Annotated in this window: 17 protein-coding genes; 7 read left to right on the top strand and 10 right to left on the bottom strand. The window is 69.7% G+C overall.

All coding sequences use genetic code 11. The features are described from left to right. Window positions 1-102 precede the first annotated feature (102 nt). Window positions 103-345, top strand: a complete 243-nt coding sequence (locus tag CTB96_RS17395; RefSeq protein WP_181397326.1) for a hypothetical protein — start codon at window positions 103-105, stop codon at window positions 343-345. Between the two features lie 48 nt (window positions 346-393). On the opposite strand, the gene CTB96_RS17390 is transcribed toward CTB96_RS17395, so the two are convergent. The 3 genes from CTB96_RS17390 to CTB96_RS17380 form a co-directional block, all read right to left on the bottom strand. Beyond that, window positions 394-1,173 (bottom strand): Pr6Pr family membrane protein, encoded by a 780-nt coding sequence (locus CTB96_RS17390; protein ID WP_146215850.1) that lies wholly within the window; start codon window positions 1,171-1,173, stop codon window positions 394-396. 76 nt (window positions 1,174-1,249) lie between these two features. Next, window positions 1,250-1,519 (bottom strand): acylphosphatase, encoded by a 270-nt coding sequence (locus CTB96_RS17385; RefSeq protein ID WP_219993284.1) that lies wholly within the window; start codon window positions 1,517-1,519, stop codon window positions 1,250-1,252. A 182-nt stretch (window positions 1,520-1,701) separates the two neighbouring features. Continuing rightward, entirely contained in the window at window positions 1,702-2,724 is a 1,023-nt protein-coding gene (locus CTB96_RS17380) for a LacI family DNA-binding transcriptional regulator (protein ID WP_110128048.1), read from the bottom strand. A 168-nt stretch (window positions 2,725-2,892) separates the two neighbouring features. Here CTB96_RS17380 and CTB96_RS17375 point away from each other — a divergent pair, with 168 nt between their 5' ends. The 6 genes from CTB96_RS17375 to CTB96_RS17350 all read left to right on the top strand — a co-directional run bounded on the left by CTB96_RS17375 (window position 2,893) and on the right by CTB96_RS17350 (window position 10,301). Then, window positions 2,893-4,947: a beta-galactosidase gene (locus CTB96_RS17375; protein ID WP_110128047.1), complete on the top strand. Its 2,055-nt coding sequence runs from the start codon at window positions 2,893-2,895 to the stop codon at window positions 4,945-4,947. Continuing rightward, window positions 4,944-5,897, top strand: coding sequence for a carbohydrate ABC transporter permease (locus CTB96_RS17370; protein ID WP_110128046.1), 954 nt, complete (start codon window positions 4,944-4,946; stop codon window positions 5,895-5,897). The genes CTB96_RS17375 and CTB96_RS17370 overlap by 4 nt, the downstream gene beginning before the upstream one ends. Next, the gene (locus CTB96_RS17365) at window positions 5,897-6,808 is read left to right on the top strand and encodes a carbohydrate ABC transporter permease (protein WP_219993283.1); all 912 of its coding nucleotides are present in this window, start codon (window positions 5,897-5,899) and stop codon (window positions 6,806-6,808) included. The genes CTB96_RS17370 and CTB96_RS17365 overlap by 1 nt, the downstream gene beginning before the upstream one ends. Window positions 6,809-6,911: 103 nt before the next feature. After that, window positions 6,912-8,249 (top strand): ABC transporter substrate-binding protein, encoded by a 1,338-nt coding sequence (locus CTB96_RS17360; protein WP_110128045.1) that lies wholly within the window; start codon window positions 6,912-6,914, stop codon window positions 8,247-8,249. Window positions 8,250-8,528: 279 nt separating this feature from the next. After that, complete coding sequence (locus tag CTB96_RS17355) at window positions 8,529-9,641, top strand: NmrA family NAD(P)-binding protein (RefSeq protein WP_110128044.1); 1,113 nt, start codon at window positions 8,529-8,531, stop codon at window positions 9,639-9,641. 201 nt (window positions 9,642-9,842) lie between these two features. Further along, window positions 9,843-10,301 carry a hypothetical protein gene (locus CTB96_RS17350; RefSeq protein WP_110128043.1) on the top strand — a complete coding sequence of 153 codons (459 nt, stop codon included), beginning with the start codon at window positions 9,843-9,845 and terminating at the stop codon, window positions 10,299-10,301. Window positions 10,302-10,314: 13 nt separating this feature from the next. Here CTB96_RS17350 and CTB96_RS20715 read toward each other — a convergent pair whose 3' ends face one another. The 7 genes from CTB96_RS20715 to CTB96_RS17315 form a co-directional block, all read right to left on the bottom strand. Then, the gene (locus CTB96_RS20715) at window positions 10,315-10,929 is read right to left on the bottom strand and encodes a PepSY domain-containing protein (protein ID WP_219993282.1); all 615 of its coding nucleotides are present in this window, start codon (window positions 10,927-10,929) and stop codon (window positions 10,315-10,317) included. Window positions 10,930-11,060: 131 nt separating this feature from the next. Beyond that, window positions 11,061-12,398, bottom strand: coding sequence for a sensor histidine kinase (locus CTB96_RS17340; RefSeq protein WP_110128042.1), 1,338 nt, complete (start codon window positions 12,396-12,398; stop codon window positions 11,061-11,063). Beyond that, window positions 12,391-13,068 carry a response regulator transcription factor gene (locus CTB96_RS17335; RefSeq protein WP_110128041.1) on the bottom strand — a complete coding sequence of 226 codons (678 nt, stop codon included), beginning with the start codon at window positions 13,066-13,068 and terminating at the stop codon, window positions 12,391-12,393. The genes CTB96_RS17340 and CTB96_RS17335 overlap by 8 nt, the downstream gene beginning before the upstream one ends. A 402-nt stretch (window positions 13,069-13,470) precedes the next feature. Beyond that, complete coding sequence (locus CTB96_RS17330; protein WP_146215849.1) at window positions 13,471-14,919, bottom strand: MFS transporter; 1,449 nt, start codon at window positions 14,917-14,919, stop codon at window positions 13,471-13,473. Next, entirely contained in the window at window positions 14,916-16,271 is a 1,356-nt protein-coding gene (locus tag CTB96_RS17325; RefSeq protein ID WP_110128039.1) for an NtaA/DmoA family FMN-dependent monooxygenase, read from the bottom strand. Before CTB96_RS17325 ends, CTB96_RS17330 begins: the two co-directional genes overlap by 4 nt. Continuing rightward, complete coding sequence (locus tag CTB96_RS17320; protein WP_110128038.1) at window positions 16,268-16,957, bottom strand: cysteine hydrolase family protein; 690 nt, start codon at window positions 16,955-16,957, stop codon at window positions 16,268-16,270. Before CTB96_RS17320 ends, CTB96_RS17325 begins: the two co-directional genes overlap by 4 nt. After that, window positions 16,954-18,036 carry an LLM class flavin-dependent oxidoreductase gene (locus CTB96_RS17315; RefSeq protein WP_110128037.1) on the bottom strand — a complete coding sequence of 361 codons (1,083 nt, stop codon included), beginning with the start codon at window positions 18,034-18,036 and terminating at the stop codon, window positions 16,954-16,956. The genes CTB96_RS17320 and CTB96_RS17315 overlap by 4 nt, the downstream gene beginning before the upstream one ends. Window positions 18,037-18,182 lie beyond the last annotated feature (146 nt).

The raw sequence follows: 18,182 nt of genomic DNA, 5'->3' as shown, positions 1-18,182 counted from the left end.
CCATCGGGTGCGGTCGCGATCCCGGTTTCCCACGTGTACCGCGGCCGATGCCCCAGCTGATTGACCGAGTGAACCATGTATATTCTGACCAACCTTGACTCCATGTCGCTGCTCGACTTCGACTCGACATTGCCCTGCGAGGGAAGCCACCACCACCGCAGCTTGAGCGGCCACGCCGCCGCCGAGCCCGGCGCCTTCATGGTGATCTCGCCGTGCTGCGGCCCGAAGGTGATTCAGTGCTCGCCGCGCGTGTCGGCCATGCAGGCCTCCGGGGTGCTGTACTGCGGCACCTGCGAGACCGAGCACCTCACCAGCCAGTACACCTTCGTTCCCGTCGAGCAGTAACGGATGCGCCGGCCGGGCCGGCCGCGCATCCGTCGGATGCCGGTGGGCCTAGTTCGGCACCGATGAGCCGCCGGAGCCACGCTCGCGGCGCTCCCGCGGCCGCCAGCTCAACCGGGACGTGGCCACGAGCACGGCCGCGATCCCGGTGAAGAGCAGCACCGCGATCAGACAGTACATCACCGTCTCGAGCGGGCCGCTCACCTGGGCCGGGTCGAGGAAGAAGTACGGGTACCAGCCCACGATCGAGCCGCGCACCAGCGTGAACACGCCCCAGAGCAACGGGTAAGGCAGGATCCAGCGCAGGAAGCGCCAGGAGATCTGGTCTTTGCCGGTGTCGGTCAGCCAGTCCAACAGGGCGATGGTGGGGATGTAGAAGTGCAGCACCTGGCTGGGCCAAGGCACCTCGATCGAGTAGTCGCGCGACGACGACTGGATGACGATCGTGAGGAACACGATGCCGGACACGAGGATGTACGTCGTGACCAGCGCCCGGAACAGGTCGAGCCACTGCGGGTCCTTCGGCTGCCGGAACGCCACGATCGCGCCGAGCACGAATGCCACCACCGCGGCGATCGCGCTCTGCACCGTGAAATAGGTGAAGACGTTGTACGCCGCGAAGGTGGGGAACAGCAGCACGTACTCGTAGTTGCCGATCAGCCCGACAATGCCGGCCACGGCCAGAACCAGCCGGCCGATGCCGTAACTCTGCCGCAGGGTGAGGCGTCGGCGCGCGCGCAACGGCTGACGCGCTTTCGGTGCCTCCCGTGGCCGGGAGGCTTCGCGCACCGTCGGTCCGGTCCGGCCGGGACCGGATGCCTGCGCGCCCATACTTCCACGGTACGCCAGACCACCAGCGCGCGCGGCCACCGGGCGGCGCTGCGGCTGGGGGATCGCCGCGAGAGCGCTAAATCCGGATGCTGAAACTCGCCTCGCCGTGTTCGGCCAGGTCGGTCACCTGCACCGATTCCACGCTCGCGGAGCGCGGTCCTCGACGCAGCCAGGTCAGCATCCGCTCGACGGCGTCATCGTCACCCTCGATCTCGGCCTCGACCGCGCCGTTCGGCATGTTGCGCACGTACCCGCCCAGACCGAGTCCGCTCGCCTGCGCCTCGGTGTAATACCGGAAGCCCACGCCCTGCACCATCCCGTTGACGATCACTCGCTTGCGACTCACGGCACCATTCTGCGCGTCCGCCGCCGCCCCGACAACCCCGCGCTGGCGGTTCGTCGGGGCCGCCGCGTGCCGCAACTGTTGCCGAACCGGACTTCTGCGGCCGGCGCACCGGGCGCAAATGTCCGCACGGGGAATAGTTGAGCCGCGGCCCGCCGCGGCCCGCCGGGGAACAGGTGGGCGGGTCAGGCGGAGTCGCGCCAGACGATTTCGGTGTCGAGCAGGATGCCGCCGAGCACCGGAGGTTCGCCGCGCAGCTGGCTGAGCACCGACTCGGCCGCGCGCTGGCCGAGGCCGTTCGCGGGCTGCCGCACCGTGGACAGCAGCGGTTGGCAGCGGAGGGCCCAGGCGCTGTCGTCGAAGCCGACGATGCCCACGTCCTCGGGCACGCGGCGGCCGGCCTCGCGCAGGGCGTTCAGAGCACCGGCGGCGATGACGTCTGACGCCGCGAAGACGCCGTCGATGAGGGGATCACGGGCCAGCAGGGCGCGCATGCCGTCGCGTCCGTCGGCGTAGGTGTAGAGCGGCACCGGGGCCACCAGGCCGGGGTCGAACCGATCGCCGAGCGCATCGGTGAAACCGGCCAGCCGGTCAGAGCCGGAGTCACGGTCCAGGGCCGCGGCGATCATGCCGATGCGCTGCCGACCGGTGCCGATCAGGCGTTCGGTGATGCCGCGGGCGGCAGCGCGGTTGTTGATGCCCACGTAGGGCAACTCGCGCAGGTCTTGCGGATGCCCGACGAACGCGGCCGGCAGATCCAGCCGTTCGATCACCCGCGTGATCGGGTCTTGTTCCCGGGCGGACACCACGACCACGCCGTCGACGAAGCCGCCGCTGAGGTACCGCGCCACCCGCTCGGTGTCCCGCTCCGACTCGATCACCAGGCTGACCATTTGGTAGTCGGCGCGCGAGAGCGCGGAGTTGGCGCCGAGTAGGATCTCGCCGATGTTGGGGTCTTCGAGAAACAGGGAATGTGGTTCGTGCACGATCAGACCCACCGCCTGCGAACGCTGCATGACGAGGTTGCGGGCGGCAGTGTTCGGCACGTAGCCGACCTTCTCGATGGCCGCCTCGATGGCGATGCGCGCCTCGGCCGAGACGTAGGGTTCGTTGTTCACCACGCGGCTCACCGTGCCGCGGGAGACCCCGGCCTCCGCGGCGACGTCGTGGATCGTCGCGCGCTTGCGCCGCCCCGGATTTGTCACCATTCGATAACTGTACCGGTCGGGTCGCTTGACACGACGGTCGCCCAGTACCTACTCTGTGTACGTTCACAGACACTCAATGAGGAGTTTTTTGCTCCTGCATCTGTGCACGTTCACAGAACGTCGTTATCGAGGCCGTCCCCACGGGCGGCAACGCAGAAACAGGAGCACATGAGCACCCCAGTAGCCACCCCGGCCGTGACGCACCAGGTCACCCGGGCGACCCCGTTCGTGCAGAACGGCATCGCCTACGGCTGCGACTACAACCCCGAACAGTGGGGGCCAGAGGTGTGGGCCGAAGACGTGCTGCTGATGCAGCAGGCCGGCGTCGACCTCGTGGCGATCAACATCTTCGGCTGGAGCGCCCTGGAACCGGCCCCGGGGGAGTACGACTTCACCCTGCTCGACACCATCATCGAGCTGCTGCACAATCACGGCATCCGGGTGAACCTCGGCACCGGCACCTCCTCGCCGCCGCCGTGGCTGACCACGCTGCACCCGGAGATCCTGCCCGAGACCGAAGACGGCACCACCCGCTACTCCGGCGGCCGCCAGGCCTGGTGCCCGAGCTCGCCGGTGTTCCGCGAGCACGCTCTGCGCCTGGTGGAGCAGGTCGCCCAGCGCTACGGCCGCCACCCCGCCGTGGCACTCTGGCATGTCTCCAACGAACTCGGCTGCCACAACGCGCTCTGCTACGACGACGACACCGCCGCCGCTTTCCGCGGCTGGCTCGAGGCGAAATACGGCAGCATGGCCGCGCTCAACACCGCCTGGGGCACGAGCTTCTGGAGCCAGCGTTACACCGCCTGGGCCGAGGTGCACACCCCGCGGCTCACATTGTCCAGCCGCAACCCCGGCCAAGTGCTCGACTTCCACCGGTTCAGCTCCGACGAACTCCTCGGCTACTACCGGGCCGAAGAGGCCGTCATCCGCCGGCACAGCGAGCTGCCCGTCACCACGAACTTCATGGTCGCCGCACACATCAAGAACCTCGACTACTGGCGCTGGGCATCCGCCGTCGACGTGGTCGCCAACGACCACTACCTCGACCACCGGCTGGCCGACCCCACCACCGAGCTCGCCTTCGCCGCCGACCTCACCCGCGGCCTGGCCGGCGGGGATGCCTGGCTGCTGATGGAGCAGTCCACCAGCGCCGTCAACTGGCAGCCGCTCAACCTCGCCAAGGCGCCCGGGGAGATGACCCGCAACTCCCTGGCGCACGTGGCCCGCGGCGCCGAGGCGATCTGCTTCTTCCAGTGGCGCGCCTCGCAGCAGGGGTCGGAGAAGTTCCACTCCGCGCTGGTGCCGCACGCCGGCACCGACACCGTGCTCTGGCGCGAGGTGGTACAGCTCGGCGCCACCCTCGACCGGCTCGACGAGGTCATCGGCACCCGCGTCGTGGCGGATGCCGCGATCCTGTTCAGCTGGGAGGCCTGGTGGGCCGGCGACGGCGAATCCCGGCCGTCCCAGTCGGTGACCTACCTCGAACAGGTGCACGCCGCATACGCCGCGCTGCACCGGCTCGGCGTCACCGTCGATATCGTCTCCCCGGATGCCGACCTCAGCGGCTACCGCCTCGTCGTGGTGCCCGCACTGTACCTGGCCTCCGACGCCCAGGCCGACAACCTCACCGGGTTCGTCGCCGCGGGCGGCCACGCCCTGGTCACGTTCTACAGCGGCATCGTCGACGAAGACGACCGGGTGCGGCTCGGCGGCTACCCCGGCGCGTTCCGCGACCTGCTCGGCATCACGGTGGAGGAGTTCGTTCCGCTCGCCCCCGGCCACACCCTCGGCCTCGACGGAGTCCTCGCCGGCGGCACCGCCACCCTGTGGACCGAACGGCTCCGCCTGGCCGGCGCCGGCGCCGTTGCCCACTACACCGACGGCGCCCTGGCCGGAGTGCCCGCTGTGACCCGGCACACCACCGGAACCGGAACCGCCTGGTACGTCGCCACGGCGCCGCACCCCGACGGCTACCGCGACCTGCTCCGCACCATCGTGGCCGAGGCCGGCGTCACCGCGGCCGGCCCGGAGAACGACGGCCTGCTCGAGGTGGTGCGCCGCGCCGGCGACGGGCGCAGCTACCTCTTCATCATCAACCACGGCGACACCGACGCGGAGGTGAGCGCGACCGGAGTCGAGCTCGTCACCGACGCCGTCATCACCAGCACCCTGCGCGTACCGGCCGGAGCCGTACGCGTCGTCAGAGAGGACACCGCATCATGAGCGCACCAGCCCTACCGGCCGCGGATGCCCGGAGCGCGGCCCGCCGCAGCCCGGCCCCGCAGAACCCGGGGCAGAAGCCCCGCAAGATCAAGGTGGCGCACCCGAGGGCGATCGCGATCTTCATCGTGCCGTTCGCCATCCTCTTCGCCCTGTTCTACCTGCTGCCGATCGGCTACGCGGTCTACCAGTCCCTGCTCGTCGTGGAGCGGGACGGCACCTTCGGCAAGGCCACCGAGGTGTTCGGCGGTCTCACCCAGTACCTGCTGGTGTTCCAGAACGGCCCGTTCTGGGCATCCATCGGCCGGGTGCTCGCCTTCGGCGTGGTGCAGGTGCCGGTGATGCTCGGCCTGGCGCTGCTGTTCGCGCTGCTGCTCGACAGCCCGCTGCTGCGCGGCAAGCGCTTCTTCCGCCTTGCGTTCTTCGTGCCCTACGCCGTGCCCGGGGTGATCGCCGCGATCATGTGGGGCTTCCTCTACTCACCGAACCTGTCGCCGTTCACGGCCATCACGAGCAACATCAGCTTCCTCTCTGCCGACCTAGTGCTGTGGGCGATCGCGAACGTGGTCACCTGGGTCTACGTGGGCTACAACATGCTGATCATCTACTCGGCGTTGCTGGCCATCCCCACCGAGATCTACGAGGCCGCCCGGCTCGACGGCGCCGGCCAGCTGCGCATCGCCTGGTCGATCAAGATTCCGCTGATCATGCCCGCCATCGTGCTCACCGGCATCTTCTCCATCATCGGCACCCTGCAACTGCTCGCCGAACCGCAGGTGTTCCGCTCCTTCAGCTCCGCCGTGACCAGCACGTTCACCCCGAACCTGATGGTCTACTCCACCTCCTCCATCCCCAACGTGAACCTCGCCGCCGCGTTCAGCGTGGTGCTGGCCCTTGCCACGTTCGCGCTGTCGTTCTCGTTCCTCAAGTTCACCCAGCGGAAGGAAGGCTAATGAGCGCCCTCACCGAGACTCCCACCGTCATCCGCCCGGCCAAGCGGGGGAACACCCCGGTCGCGAAGGTCGCCAAGGAGAGCCCGCTCTCCCGCGTCGGCGCGATGACCGTGATGCTGGTCTTCACGCTCTACTTCCTCATTCCGATCTGGTGGCTGTTCATCGCCGGCACCAAGAGCAGCTCGCAGTTCACCACCACCAGCCCGCTCTGGTTCGCCGACTTCAACCTGTTCGCCAACATCGGCAACCTCGTCGCCTACCGCGACGGCGTGTTCCTCAAGTGGATGCTCAACAGCGCCCTCTACGCCGGCGCCGGTGCCCTGCTGGCCACCCTGTTCGCCGCCATGTGCGGCTACGCCCTGGCCAAGTACCGCTTTCCCGGCCGGGAACTGCTGTTCAACATCGTGCTCGGCGGGGTGCTCGTGCCGGCCACCGCACTGGCGCTGCCGTTGTTCCTGATCTTCAGCCAGGTCAGCCTCACCAACACCTTCTGGGCGGTGTTCCTGCCCAGCCTGGTCAGCCCGTTCGGCGTGTACCTCACTCGCATCTTCGCCTCGGCGAGCGTGCCAGACGAACTGATCGAAGCAGCCCGGCTCGACGGCGCCGGCGAGGTGCGCACCTTCTTCACCGTCTCGGTGAAGCTGATGTTCCCCGCCCTGGTCACCGTGTTCCTCTTCCAGTTCGTGGCCATCTGGAACAACTTCTTCCTGCCGCTGATCATGCTCCGCGACGAGACCCTGTTCCCCGTCACCCTCGGCCTCTACGCCTGGAACTCGCAGGTGAACCAGATCCCCGAACTGCGCGGCTACGTGCTCATCGGCGCACTGCTGTCGATCATCCCGCTGATCGTCCTGTTCCTGCTGCTGCAGCGCTTCTGGCGCAACGGCCTCGGCGCCGGCAGCGTCAAATAACCCCCTTCTTCCCGACTGTTCCAGACCGCCTGACCCGCACCATCCGCACCACGCCTCATCCCGCACCACTCCTGTTCAGCACCCACTCCAACGAAGGAAACCAATGCGAATCACGAAACGAGCGGCCACCGTTGCCCTGCTCACCGCGGCCACCGTCGCCCTCACCGGATGCTCCGCAGCCGGCACCTCTGGCGGCTCCGGCGACGGCGACGCTGCCGCCTGCGCCCCGGCGGAGGGCAAGGTCGAGCTGACCTTCACCTCCTGGATCCCCGGCATCGAAGACGTCGTGGACGTCTGGAACGAGGCCAACCCCGACATCCAGGTGGCGGTGCAGACCGGCCCGAACGGCAACGGCGGCACCTACGCCAACTTCTTCAACCAGCTCGAGGCCGGCAACGCGCCCGACCTCGGCCAGATCGAGTACGACGCGCTGCCCAACTTCCGCGTGCAGGACGGCCTGGTCAACCTCGCCTCCTGCGACGGCGTGATGGACGCCAAGGCCGACTTCGTGGACTGGACCTGGGGCCAGGTCAGCTTCAACGAGGACGACGCCGTCTACGCCATCCCGCAGGACTCTGGCCCGATGGCCATGTTCTACCGGGCCGACCTCTTCGAGGCCAACGGCATCGCCATCCCCACCACCTGGGAGGAATACGCCACCGCCGCCGAGCAGGTGCGGGCCACCGGCGCGTACATCACCAACTTCTCGCAGGGTGACATCAACCAGTTCGCCGGACTCGTCTGGCAGGCCGGCGGCACCTGGTTCGGCAACGACGGCGACAACTGGAACGTCGACCTCACCGGCGAAGAGTCGATCAAGGTGGCCGACTACTGGCAGGATCTGATCGACCGCGACCTGGTGTCGACGGTTCCGGCCTGGACCACCGAGTGGGACAACGCCTACAACAGCAGCGCGGCCTGGACCTGGAACTCCGCAGCCTGGGGCGCGAACTCCATCGCCAGCGGCGCGCCCGACACGGCCGGCAAGTGGGCCGTCGCCGAGTCCCCGCAGTGGGAGGCCGGCGATGAGGCCAGCGGCAACTGGGGTGGCTCGTCCACCGCGGTGTTCACCGGCTCCGAGCACCCGTACGAAGCAGCCCAGTTCGCCCTGTGGCTGAACAGCTCCAGCGAGTCGCTGACCATGCTCAACGAGGCGGCGAACCTGTACCCGGCCGCCAAGGCCGGACTGGAACTGCCCGTGCTGAAGGAAGGCGTGGAGTTCTACGGCGACCAGCCGATCTACGACGTCTTCGCGAAGGCATCCAGCGAGGTGTCGGCTGACTTCGTCTGGGGTCCGACCATGACCCAGACGTACAACGACGTCTCCGACGGCTTCAAGGCCGCCGTCAGCGGCAACGGCACCCTCGCCGACGCCCTCACCACCGGCCAGACCGCCACGGTCGACGCCCTCAAGGCGCAGTCCATCCCGGTCAAGGAGTAACACCGGCGTCAAACGGCAGCACCCGCACCATCGCATCCACGGATGCCCGAACCGCCCGTCGCACTCGCGTCGGGCGGTTCGGCCGTTCTCGGGGTCGCGCCCGGGCCGTGCCCGGGCGGCCGTCGCATCCGCCCGCGCAGGCATCCACCGCCAACTGTTGCCGAAGCGGACTTTTGAGGCCGGCGCACCGGGCGTAATAGTCCGTTCGAGGAACAGTTGTGCCGACGCACGCACGTGGATGCAACACGGGAGCAGGGCCCTCGGCGCTAACGTAAAGGCATGACCGACCCTCGCGCCGCCCCGTCCTCGCGCCGCTCCGCCGGCATCCTGGTCACCGGAGCCTCCGGCGCCGTCGGCCGGGCCGTGGTCGACGCGCTCGTGGCGGCCGGCGAGACCGTGGTGGCCGGCGTGCGCGACCCGCGCGCCCGGCTCGCCGACGGCGCCAAATGGGCCAGCGGAACCGCCGCGGCAGCGCGAGGCTCCCGGCCCGGCAGCGCCACGACCGGTGTCGCCCGGCCGACCGGGAAGCCCGACCGGGCACCCAACCAGAAACCTTCCCGCAGCCCGGCGCACAAGCCGGTCACCGTTCCCGCGGGTGCCGCCGCCCGCACGATCGGCAAACCGGCGGCCGGACGGGACGAGCCGGGTGCGGCATCCGCCGACCACGCCGGAGCGAGCGTGCGCGGTTTCGATTTCGCCGACCGAAGCACCTGGGCGTCCGCCCTGGCCGGGGTGGACCGGGTGCTGCTGATCCGCCCACTCGTGGTCACCGACGTGGGCCGCTCGATCATCCCGTTCATCGACACCGCGATGGAGAGCGGGGTGCGGCACGTGGTGTTCGTGTCTCAGCTGTCGCTGCCGTTCGACACCCGCAGCCCGCAGCACATCGTGGAGACCTACCTCAAGCGCACCCGCGCGCCCTACACGGTGCTGCGGCCGAACGAGCTGATGCAGGTGCTCAGCACGGTCTGCAGGGACGACATCCGTCAGCGCGACGAGATCGTGCTGCCCGCCGGCCGCGCCCGCCTGGCCCTGGTGGATGCGCGTGACGTCGCCCGGGTCGCGGCGCGGGTGCTCACCGAGCCAGGGCACCTGCGCAAGACCTACACACTGTCGGGGGAGCAGGCCGTGGGCTACCAGGAGGTCGCCGCCCTGCTCTCGGACGAGCTCGGCCGCCCGATCACCTACAGCTCGCCGTCCGACGAGGAGTACCTGACCCTGCTCGCGAAGCAGGGCACCAAGCCCGACCTCGCAGCGGCGCTGCAGGCGGTGTACCAGGTGGTGCGTGGTCGCGGCGCGATGCGGCCGACCCGCACCATCCGCCGCCTCACCGGCCAACGGCCCGTGTCGGTGCGCCGGTATATCGAGGATCACAGGGACGTTTGGCACTAGCCCGGGGCTGACCGGGCTTTTTCGAACCGGATTGTGACCGGGAGCCCCGAACTGGGGGCGGGGTGCCTGCCGGACTCTGGCACCGTCGTTGATACCTTGTGAGCACGGCGGCCGCCTGGTTCGGCCACAATTCACGCGCTGCCGGTACGACCACCCGAATGTGGTGCAAAACCCGGACCCGCCAACTGCAGGAGTCAGTGCATGGTCATCGATGTTGCCAGCCTTACCGGCGCGCGCCTCGCCCTCCCCGGCGTGGGCCCGATTCTGGCGTACCTGGCCGTGGTGCTGCTCTGCGCACTGCTGCCGTTCGTGCTGTCGTTCGCCGCGGATGCCGGGCTGCTAATGCTGCGCCGCGGCCGGTCGGTGCTGCCGCTATTGCTCACCGCCGCGGTGTGCTCCCTGTTCGTGGCCGCCACCGGGTTCCTGCTCCTGGAATTGGGGCTGTCGCTGGGCGGGAACACCGCGGCCGCCTCGAGCCGCCTGGCTGAGGTGGCCGAGCGGCTGCTGCTGGTCTGCCTGCCTCTCGCGGTGCTGACCGTGGTGGTGCGGCAGTCGATCTCCGGCCTGCGGCACAAGGCCCAGTCGCGCCGGAGCGCCGAGGTGCTGTACTCCGGTACCGAGACCGGCCAACTGGCCGGCAGCTTCGACTACGTGCGGTGAGCCTCCGTCTCCGTTAGGCGGCCGGCACGCCCTCGACCTTGAGCACGGTGAAGGCCTCGTCGAGCTCGACGTCGATGTCCTCGCCGTTCTCGAGGGTGACCTCCACCTCGTAGGCGTGGTCGAAGTCGTCGCTGCGCTCGACCTCGGTGACGGTGCCGACGGTACCGGCGGTCATCGCGGCCAGGGCCGCAGCCGAGGCTGCGGAACGGTCGGCCTCGGTGAGCGGGGCGAGCTCGCCGGAACCGGTGCCGTCGTCGGAGTCGTCGCGGCTGTCGTTCGAGTCGTCGGACCCGCTCCCGGTGGTGGGCGTTGCGGTGGCGCCGGCCGCGGTGAGGCCGTCGATCCAGAGCACCGCGAAGTCCCGGTCGAGGGCGACGTCGACATCGGTGCCGTTGGCGAGGGTGACCTCGACCTCATAGGCCTGGGCGGTGTTGTCGTCGGTGCTCTCGGAGTCGGTGACCGTGCCGCCGCCGACCGCGTCGAGGGCAGCGGTGCTGGCCTGGTCGAGGGTGCTCCCGGTGAGGGGGCCGTCATTGTCGAACGGGTCGGCGATGGCCAGTCCGGCGCCACCGGCCACGAGTACGGCGGCAACGGCGGCGGAGGTGATCCAGATGGTCTTCTTCTTCACGAGGTGTCCCTTGGTCGAGTTCGTCCACGTCGTGCGTGGCTGATGGGATTACTCTGCCCGGGCGGTGCTGAAGCCAGGCTGAAGCCAGCTGAAGCCGATTTCAGGAACGCCGATTACCGGTCTGATCGGGCTCAGAGATCGTCGGTCGCGGGCAGCCGCACCTCGAAGCGCGCGCCGCCGAGTGCGCCGGCCGTCACCTGCACCGTGCCGCCGTGCGCCTGCACGGTCTCCCGCACGATCGCCAGACCCAGGCCGGTGCCGCCGGATGCGCGGGCGCGCGACTCGTCCAGCCGCACGAACCGCTCGAACACCCGGTCGCGCTCGTCGGCCGGCACCCCGTGACCGTCGTCCTCCACCGCCAGTACGGCCTGGCCACCGCTGACGCCGACCGACAGGGTCACCCGGCCGGCGGCGTGCTGGGCGGCGTTGTCGACGAGGTTGCGCACCACCTGCCCGAGCAGGCCCTCATCGCCGTGCACCCGGGCGGGACCCACCTGGGTGGCGTCGATGGTGAGCGCCATGGTGTCGCGCAACCGTCTCGCCTCGGCGAGCACGAGGTCGTCGAGGTCCACCGCGGCGCCGGTGGTGGCGAGGGAGCGTTCGGTCACCTGCGCCAGTAAAAGCATGCCCTTGACCAGCCGCTCCAGCCGGGCGCCCTCGTCGAGTACGGCCTCCGAGAGGTCATCGAGGCTCACCCGGTCGGGGTGCGACTGGGCCACCTCGGCGTACTGCCGCAGTGACGCGAGTGGGGAGCGCAGCTCGTGCGACGCATCCGAGACGAACTGCCGTTGGGCTCGCTGGGACGTGTCGAGCCGGTCGAGCATCTTGTTCATGGTGCCGGCCAGCCGGCCGATCTCGTCGGCCCGGCCGGGGTCGGCCACCCGGCGGTCGAGGTTCGTGGCGGTGACGGCGTCGACCTCGCGGCGCATCCGTTCGACCGGGGCGAGCGCCCGGCCCACCACGATCCAGGTGAGCAGCGCCACGATGCCGATCAGCAGCGGCACGGCGGCGGCGAGCAACCAGGCGACGGTGCCCACGGACTCGTCGATGGTCTCCAGGCTGCGGCCGGCGGCGATGGTGACGTCGCCGTCGACCTCGTCGACCGCCACGAGGTAGGCGGCATCTTCATCGGGTAGCCGCACGGTCTGACTGTCGCTGTCTTTCTCCAGCGGCAGGGGAGTGCCGTCGAGGCTGTCGCTGCCGGCGAGCAGGGCGCCGGATGCGTCGGTGACCTGAACGATGATCTCGTCGTCGTCGGGGTCGAAGCCCGACGCGGTGCCGGTGTTTTCCAGCGCGGTCTCGATCTGCGCCAGGTCGCGCTCGGCGGCGTTGTTCACCTCGTCGAGCAGCACGGTGCGCAGCACGAGTATGAACACCAGCGCGCCGACCACGAGGGTGGCGGCCACGATCGCGGTGGAGACCAGGGTGATACGGCCGCGGAGGGACAGGCCGCGCCGCCGCTCAGCCACCGTTGGCCGCCAACCGGTAGCCGGCGCCGCGCAGGGTCTCGATCGCGGCCCGGTCGAACGGGCGGTCGACCTTGTTGCGCAGGTGCCGCACGTAGACCTCCACGATGTTCGGGTCGCCCTCGAAGTCGAAGTCCCAGACGTTGGCGAGCACGTCGCGTTTGCTCACCACGGAGCCGCGGTTGCGCATCAGGTACTCCAGCACGGCGAACTCGCGGGCGGTGATCTCGATGGCGGTGTCGCCGCGGCTGACCCGGCGGGTGGCCGGGTCGAGGTGCAGGTCGCCGGCGCGGAGCACGGCGGGCCGGGCGGTGCTGCCGCGGCGGATCAGGGCGCGCATGCGGGCGAGCAGCACAGCGGAGGAGAACGGTTTGGTGAGGTAGTCGTCGGCGCCGGTGTCGAGAGCCTCCACCTGGTCCCACTCGCCGTCTTTGGCGGTGAGCATGAGGATCGGGGTCCAGTTCTGTTCGGCGCGCAGGGTCTCGCAGATGCGGTAACCGCTCATGCCGGGCAGCATGATGTCGAGCAGGATCACCGCGTACTCGTTCTCGCGGGCGAGCCACAGGCCGTCCGGGCCGGTGCCGGCGAGGTCGACCGCGAAGCCCTCGGCCTCGAGGCCGTGCCGCAACCCGGTCGCCAGGCGCACCTCGTCTTCAACCACCAAGACTCGCATCCGGCTCCCTTGTCAGTCGGTGGGCCGTCTGGCCGCCGCTGCCAGTCTGGCGAACGCTGCTGAAGGCAAGCTGAAGCTTCGCGGGGAGGACGGCTGCGGGGTGGTCGGCGGTGTGGTGGGCGGTGCCGGCGGCGCTGGGCGCCGGGGCGGCATCCGGGACTTACAGCGCCTCGTTTACGGACTTCGCAGGGTGCGCAGTGCGAATTACCCTGCGAAGTCCGTAAATGAGTGTGCTCCGCTCGGTGTGGCTCGACCTCGAGCTGACGATTGTGGCCGCTTCTTCGTGGGAACGCTTCGTTTACGGACTTCGCAGGGTGCGCAGTGCGAATTACCCTGCGATGTCCGTAAATGAGTGTGCTCCGCGACGCCCTGGCCCCGAAGCAGCCTTCGCGGCGGACGGGGTCAGCGGCGGCGGAGCAGCAGGCGGGCAAGCATGAGGTTCGAGAGGAGGAGCAGACCAACGATCACGAGGATCGCCGGCCAGAGCCCGGTGGAGTCGTACACGGCCAGCGCCACGAGCGGGCCGGCGACGGCGCCGAGGTCACCGGCGGTGCGGGTGATGCCCACCACGAGTCCGCTCTGCCGGGCGGGCAAGGCCTCGCTCATCAGCACGGTGGGCACGATGCCGGCCACGCTGGTCGCCAGCCCATAGAGCACGATCGCGAGGGCGAACAGCCAGGGGCCGTCGGCCACGGGAAAGATCAGCAACGCGGCGGCGGAGGCGAGCACCCCGGGCACAAGGACGGCGAGCCGGTAGCCGCGGTCGATCAGGGAGCCCACGACGGGCAGGGCGGCCAAGGACAGCAGAGTGGATGCGGCCAGGGCCACACCAAGCGTGAGCGGGGTGAGCCCGCCGCTGGCGTAGGCGGCGACCGGCACGAGGCCCTGCTCGCCGCCGAACCGGGCGAAGAAGGTGGCGAACGAGCTCAGCGCGAGGGCGATCACGATCGCGGCGACGCCTAAGCCGGCGTAACTCGGTGCCGGGCGTCTGCGGTGCGTCGTGAGATCGGCTTGCGGGGTCTCGACAAGCTCGACCGGCGGGTGGGGCTGGACCGGTGGGTGGGGCTCGACCGGCGGGTGTGGCGGGTCGGATGCGTCGGCTTGCGGGGTCTCGACAGGCTCGACCAGCGGGTGGGGCTCGACCAGCGGAGCGGGCGCATCCGCACCGGCCCGGCCTCGGGGGAGCCAGTAGTGGGCGGCGGGGCGCACGGCGTCCCAGGCCAGCACCAGGGCGAGCGGCACGCTCGCCACCAGGAACACCACCTCGAGCGGGAACCAGGTGAGCACCAGACCGCCGAGGAAGGATCCGATCGCGCCCGCGGACATCTGCACGGCGGTGACCGTGGCCATCACCCGGCCGCGCCGGGCGGGCGGGGCGCCGGAGACGAGGATCGCGAAGCCGATGGTGATCGCGGCCCCGCCGAGCACGCCGGCGAGTACCCGGGCACCGATCAGCGACTCCGCGGTGGGGGCCAGCCCGGTGAGGCCGGTGACCACGATGAGCAGCAGGCTCACGGCCCACAGGTACGGGCGCGGTTTCCACCAGCGCAACAGGATGCCCGCGGGGATGTTGGCGAGCACCCGGCCGAAGCCGAACGCGGCGATGATTGGCCCGAGCACCAGCGCGGTCGCACCGAACCTGTCCACATAGAGCGGCAGGGCGGGCACGATGGTGCCCCAGGTCATCTGGGTGGCGCCGATCAGGCAGCACAGCAGCAGGGTCTGCTCGCTGAGCGACGGGCGGCGCCGGGCGGACGCGACGGACGCCGCATCCGGTGCGGTCACGGCCGCAGCACCCGGCATGCCGCCCGGGCCGGAGCCGGACCGGCCCCGGCCCGCACGGACGCTCACCGGGAGAGGTTCTCGCGCAGCGTCGTGCCCGGGTAGGCCGGGCCCATCACGCCGCGGCGGCGCAGCTCCGGCACGAGCAGCTCGATGATGTCGGTGTACGAGGCGGGCATGCTCAGCGGGTTGCCGATCATGTAGCCGCCGCGCGACCCGGTGGCCTCGAAGTTCTCCTCCAGCTGGTCGGCCAGCTGCGCGGCGGTACCGCTGAGGGTGTGCTCGTAGCCCACCGCGTGCTCCCAGCCGCGCTCGAAGAACTCGGTGCGGGAGAGCGAGTGGTCGGCGCCGAGCTTCTGTACCAGCTGGCCCACGAACCCCGACGGCGAGGCGTTGCCCGCCACGATCTCGGCCTGCAGCTCGCCGAGCACGATGGTGTCACCGACGGTGGAGAAGTCGTAGCCGGAGTTGTACGACAGGTACGCGCCCACCGCCTCGTCGCCCCAGTACGCGAGCATCTCCTTCTTGCGGGCGGTGGCCTCGTCAACGCTCCGGCCGATGACCAGCTGGGTGGCCCAGAGGATGCCGACATCGGCCGGGTTCCGGCCGTTGGCTGCCAGTTCCAGGTCGAGCTGGGCGCGGTGGCGCTGCTGCCCGGCCAGGTTACCGCCGATGCCGAAGATGAGGTCGGCGAACTTGGCGCTGGTGGCGATGCCCTGCGGCGAGTTGCCGGCCTGCACCAGCACCGGGTGCCCCTGCGGGCTGGGCACGCTGGTGAGCGGACCCTGCACGTCGAAGAATTCGCCGTGGTGCCCGATGGCGTGCACCTTTTTCGGGTCGGCGAACCGGCCGGTCTCCCGGTCCATCACGATCGCGTCGACCTCCACCGAGTCCCAGAGCTGCTGGCAGACGGAGATGAACTCATCCATGCGCTCGTAGCGCTTGCCGTGCTCGAGCAGCTCGTCGAAGCCGTAGTTGGCCGCATCCGCTCGCCGGGTGGAGGCGACCACGTTGAACGCGATGCGTCCGTTGGTCACATGATCGAGCGAGTTGAGCAGCCGGGCAACGTAGAACGGATGCATGAAGGTGGACGAATAGGTGAGGCCGAATCCGATGTGTTCGGTGACGGCGCTCATCGCGGCGATGAACGGGCTCATGTCGTGCCGGGGCCACTGCACGCCCCACTCGACGGCGGCGTCGGGGGAGCCGCGCCAGGTGTCGGGCAAGCCGGTGCCGTCTCCGAAGAAGAGCATGTCGATGCCGCCGCGCTCGGCGGTGATCGCCAGCTCCTGGAACATCTTGACGTCGGGGAAGGTGCGGCCGGTCCACGATCCGGGCCGGGCCCAGCGCCCTTCGGAGTGGGTGAAGGAGAGGTCGAAGGCCAGGTGCAGGTGGCGCGGGTCCTGCTCGGGGCCGGTCATGCCGACACCGCCGAGCCGGTCGAAACGGATGCGGCGGGCGCGGCGGGCGGTGCCGGCAGGAAGCCGACCAGTTCGTCGCTCGAGACGATGTGCGCGGTGGTGAGGCCGAGGATCTCGAGCGCGTTCTCGTGCACCCGCACCTCGTAGGCGGCGGTGGCGTCGCTGGGGATCAGCACCGGGTAGTCCAGCTGGAACGCATCCGTGGCGGTGGCGGCGATGCAGCATTCGGTGGTGAGGCCGGCCACGATCACCCAGACCACGCCGAGCGCCTGCAGCTGGGCGTGCAGGTCGGTGCCCTGGAAGCCGCTGTAGCCGCGCTTCTGCACCCGCACCTCACCGGCGGCCGGGTACACGCCGTACCAGTCGGCGCCCGGGGTGCCGATCACGCAGGGTTCGTCGTCGCCCATCGGCTCGTCGAAGCCCTTGCCGCGCAGCCAGTTGCTGGCGCCCCAGAGCTTGTTGGGGTCGGAGGCCAGCTCCACCCAGACCACCGGCACGCCGGCGGCGCGGGCGGTGTCCACGAGCGAGGCGGTGGTGCGGATGGCGGCGGCGATGGCGTCCTCGGCGGCGGTGTCGAGGCCGTAGTCGCCGAGGTAGGCGAGGTCGGCGAAGGAGCGCTGCACGTCGACGACGATCAGGGCGCCGGCGCCGTTGTGCAGGCCGGCGAAGGGGCTGTCGGCGCTCACGAGCGCACCAGCCCGGTGGTTGTGCGGGCGGCATCCTGGGCGCGGAGGGTGGGCAGCACGGCCTCACCGAACGCGGGCAGGTCGGCATGGTAATCGGGGAAGATCAGCATCAGGCCGTCGAGTTCGGCGCCGTCGACGACGGTGTTGATGTGGTTGAGCACGGTGTCGGGCGAGCCGAACACGTACGGGGTCTGGAAGGCGTCCTGCCCGGTCGCCGAGGCGGTCCAGGAGGTCGCGCGGTCGCGCGGCATGCCCCAGGAGACCCGCATGTTGGCGAGGGCTTCCCGGTCGAGGCCTTCACCGATCACGTCGACGCGCTTCTCGGCGTCGGCATCCGTGTCACCCATGACGACGGTGAGCATGGCGTAGGTCTTGACCTCACGGCCGAGCGCGGCGGCCTGGTCGTGCACGTCGCGAGAGGATTCGAGCAGCTCGGCCATGGTGTCGCCGGAGAGGAACGCGCCGTCGCAGAGTTCGGCCTGGAATTTGCGGCCGCGCGGCGACCGGCCGGCGCTGATGAGGGTGGGCTTCACGCGCGGGTGCGGGCGGGACTGGCAGTCGGTGAGGCTGAAGAACTCGCTCTCCATGGTGACGGAGTCCTCGGTCCAGAGCCGGGTGACGGCGGTGGTCCAGTCCTCCACCATCTGGTAGCGGGCCTCCTTCGACATGTCGGCGTTCCACAGGCCCATCTGCTCGAACTCGTCGGCATAGGAGCCGGAAACGATGTTCATGCCGGCGCGGCCGTTCGAGATCTGGTCGAGGGTGACGAACATCTTGGCGGCGATGGCCGGGCTGTGGATGTTGGCGTGCACGGTGGCCCAGATCTTCACCTTTTCGGTGGCCTCGGCAAGGCCCGCCATCATGGTCATCGACTCCAGGGTGTTGCCCCAGTGGTCGGTCGAGCCGCCGAAACCGCGGAACTTGGCCATCGACATCACGAAGTCGAGGCCGGCCTGCTCGGCGAGCACCGCGGTGGTCTTGTTGTACTCGTAGCTGCCGTCTGGATGCGGCGCGGTGGTGGACACCAACCAGCCGCCGTTGCCGATCGGGAGGAAAACGCCGTACTCGCGTGCTGACATGGGGAGACTCTTTCTCTGAATTCTCTGGTGATGACGAGATTGTGGAGGCTGTGACGGAGTCGAGAACGAGGCGGAAACGAGCCGGGTAAAAAGGAGAGTGCTAGTTCAGGTGGTGAGTTGCAGACATCCGGCCGTCGCGGTGCGAA

Source organism: Cryobacterium arcticum, from assembly GCF_003185895.1.
GTDB lineage: Bacteria > Actinomycetota > Actinomycetes > Actinomycetales > Microbacteriaceae > Cryobacterium > Cryobacterium arcticum.
The sequence above is the reverse complement of the archived record's forward strand: the minus strand, read 5'-3'. Positions and strand labels throughout refer to the sequence as shown.

Coding starts and splice junctions, on each gene's coding strand:
- CTB96_RS17395 (WP_181397326.1), top strand. CDS start 103: ATGTCGCTGCTCGACTTCGACTCGACATTGCCCTGCGAGGGAAGCCAC.
- CTB96_RS17390 (WP_146215850.1), bottom strand. CDS start 1,173: ATGGGCGCGCAGGCATCCGGTCCCGGCCGGACCGGACCGACGGTGCGC.
- CTB96_RS17380 (WP_110128048.1), bottom strand. CDS start 2,724: ATGGTGACAAATCCGGGGCGGCGCAAGCGCGCGACGATCCACGACGTC.
- CTB96_RS17375 (WP_110128047.1), top strand. CDS start 2,893: ATGAGCACCCCAGTAGCCACCCCGGCCGTGACGCACCAGGTCACCCGG.
- CTB96_RS17370 (WP_110128046.1), top strand. CDS start 4,944: ATGAGCGCACCAGCCCTACCGGCCGCGGATGCCCGGAGCGCGGCCCGC.
- CTB96_RS17365 (WP_219993283.1), top strand. CDS start 5,897: ATGAGCGCCCTCACCGAGACTCCCACCGTCATCCGCCCGGCCAAGCGG.
- CTB96_RS17360 (WP_110128045.1), top strand. CDS start 6,912: ATGCGAATCACGAAACGAGCGGCCACCGTTGCCCTGCTCACCGCGGCC.
- CTB96_RS17355 (WP_110128044.1), top strand. CDS start 8,529: ATGACCGACCCTCGCGCCGCCCCGTCCTCGCGCCGCTCCGCCGGCATC.
- CTB96_RS17350 (WP_110128043.1), top strand. CDS start 9,843: ATGGTCATCGATGTTGCCAGCCTTACCGGCGCGCGCCTCGCCCTCCCC.
- CTB96_RS17335 (WP_110128041.1), bottom strand. CDS start 13,068: ATGCGAGTCTTGGTGGTTGAAGACGAGGTGCGCCTGGCGACCGGGTTG.
- CTB96_RS17325 (WP_110128039.1), bottom strand. CDS start 16,271: ATGACCGGCCCCGAGCAGGACCCGCGCCACCTGCACCTGGCCTTCGAC.
- CTB96_RS17315 (WP_110128037.1), bottom strand. CDS start 18,036: ATGTCAGCACGCGAGTACGGCGTTTTCCTCCCGATCGGCAACGGCGGC.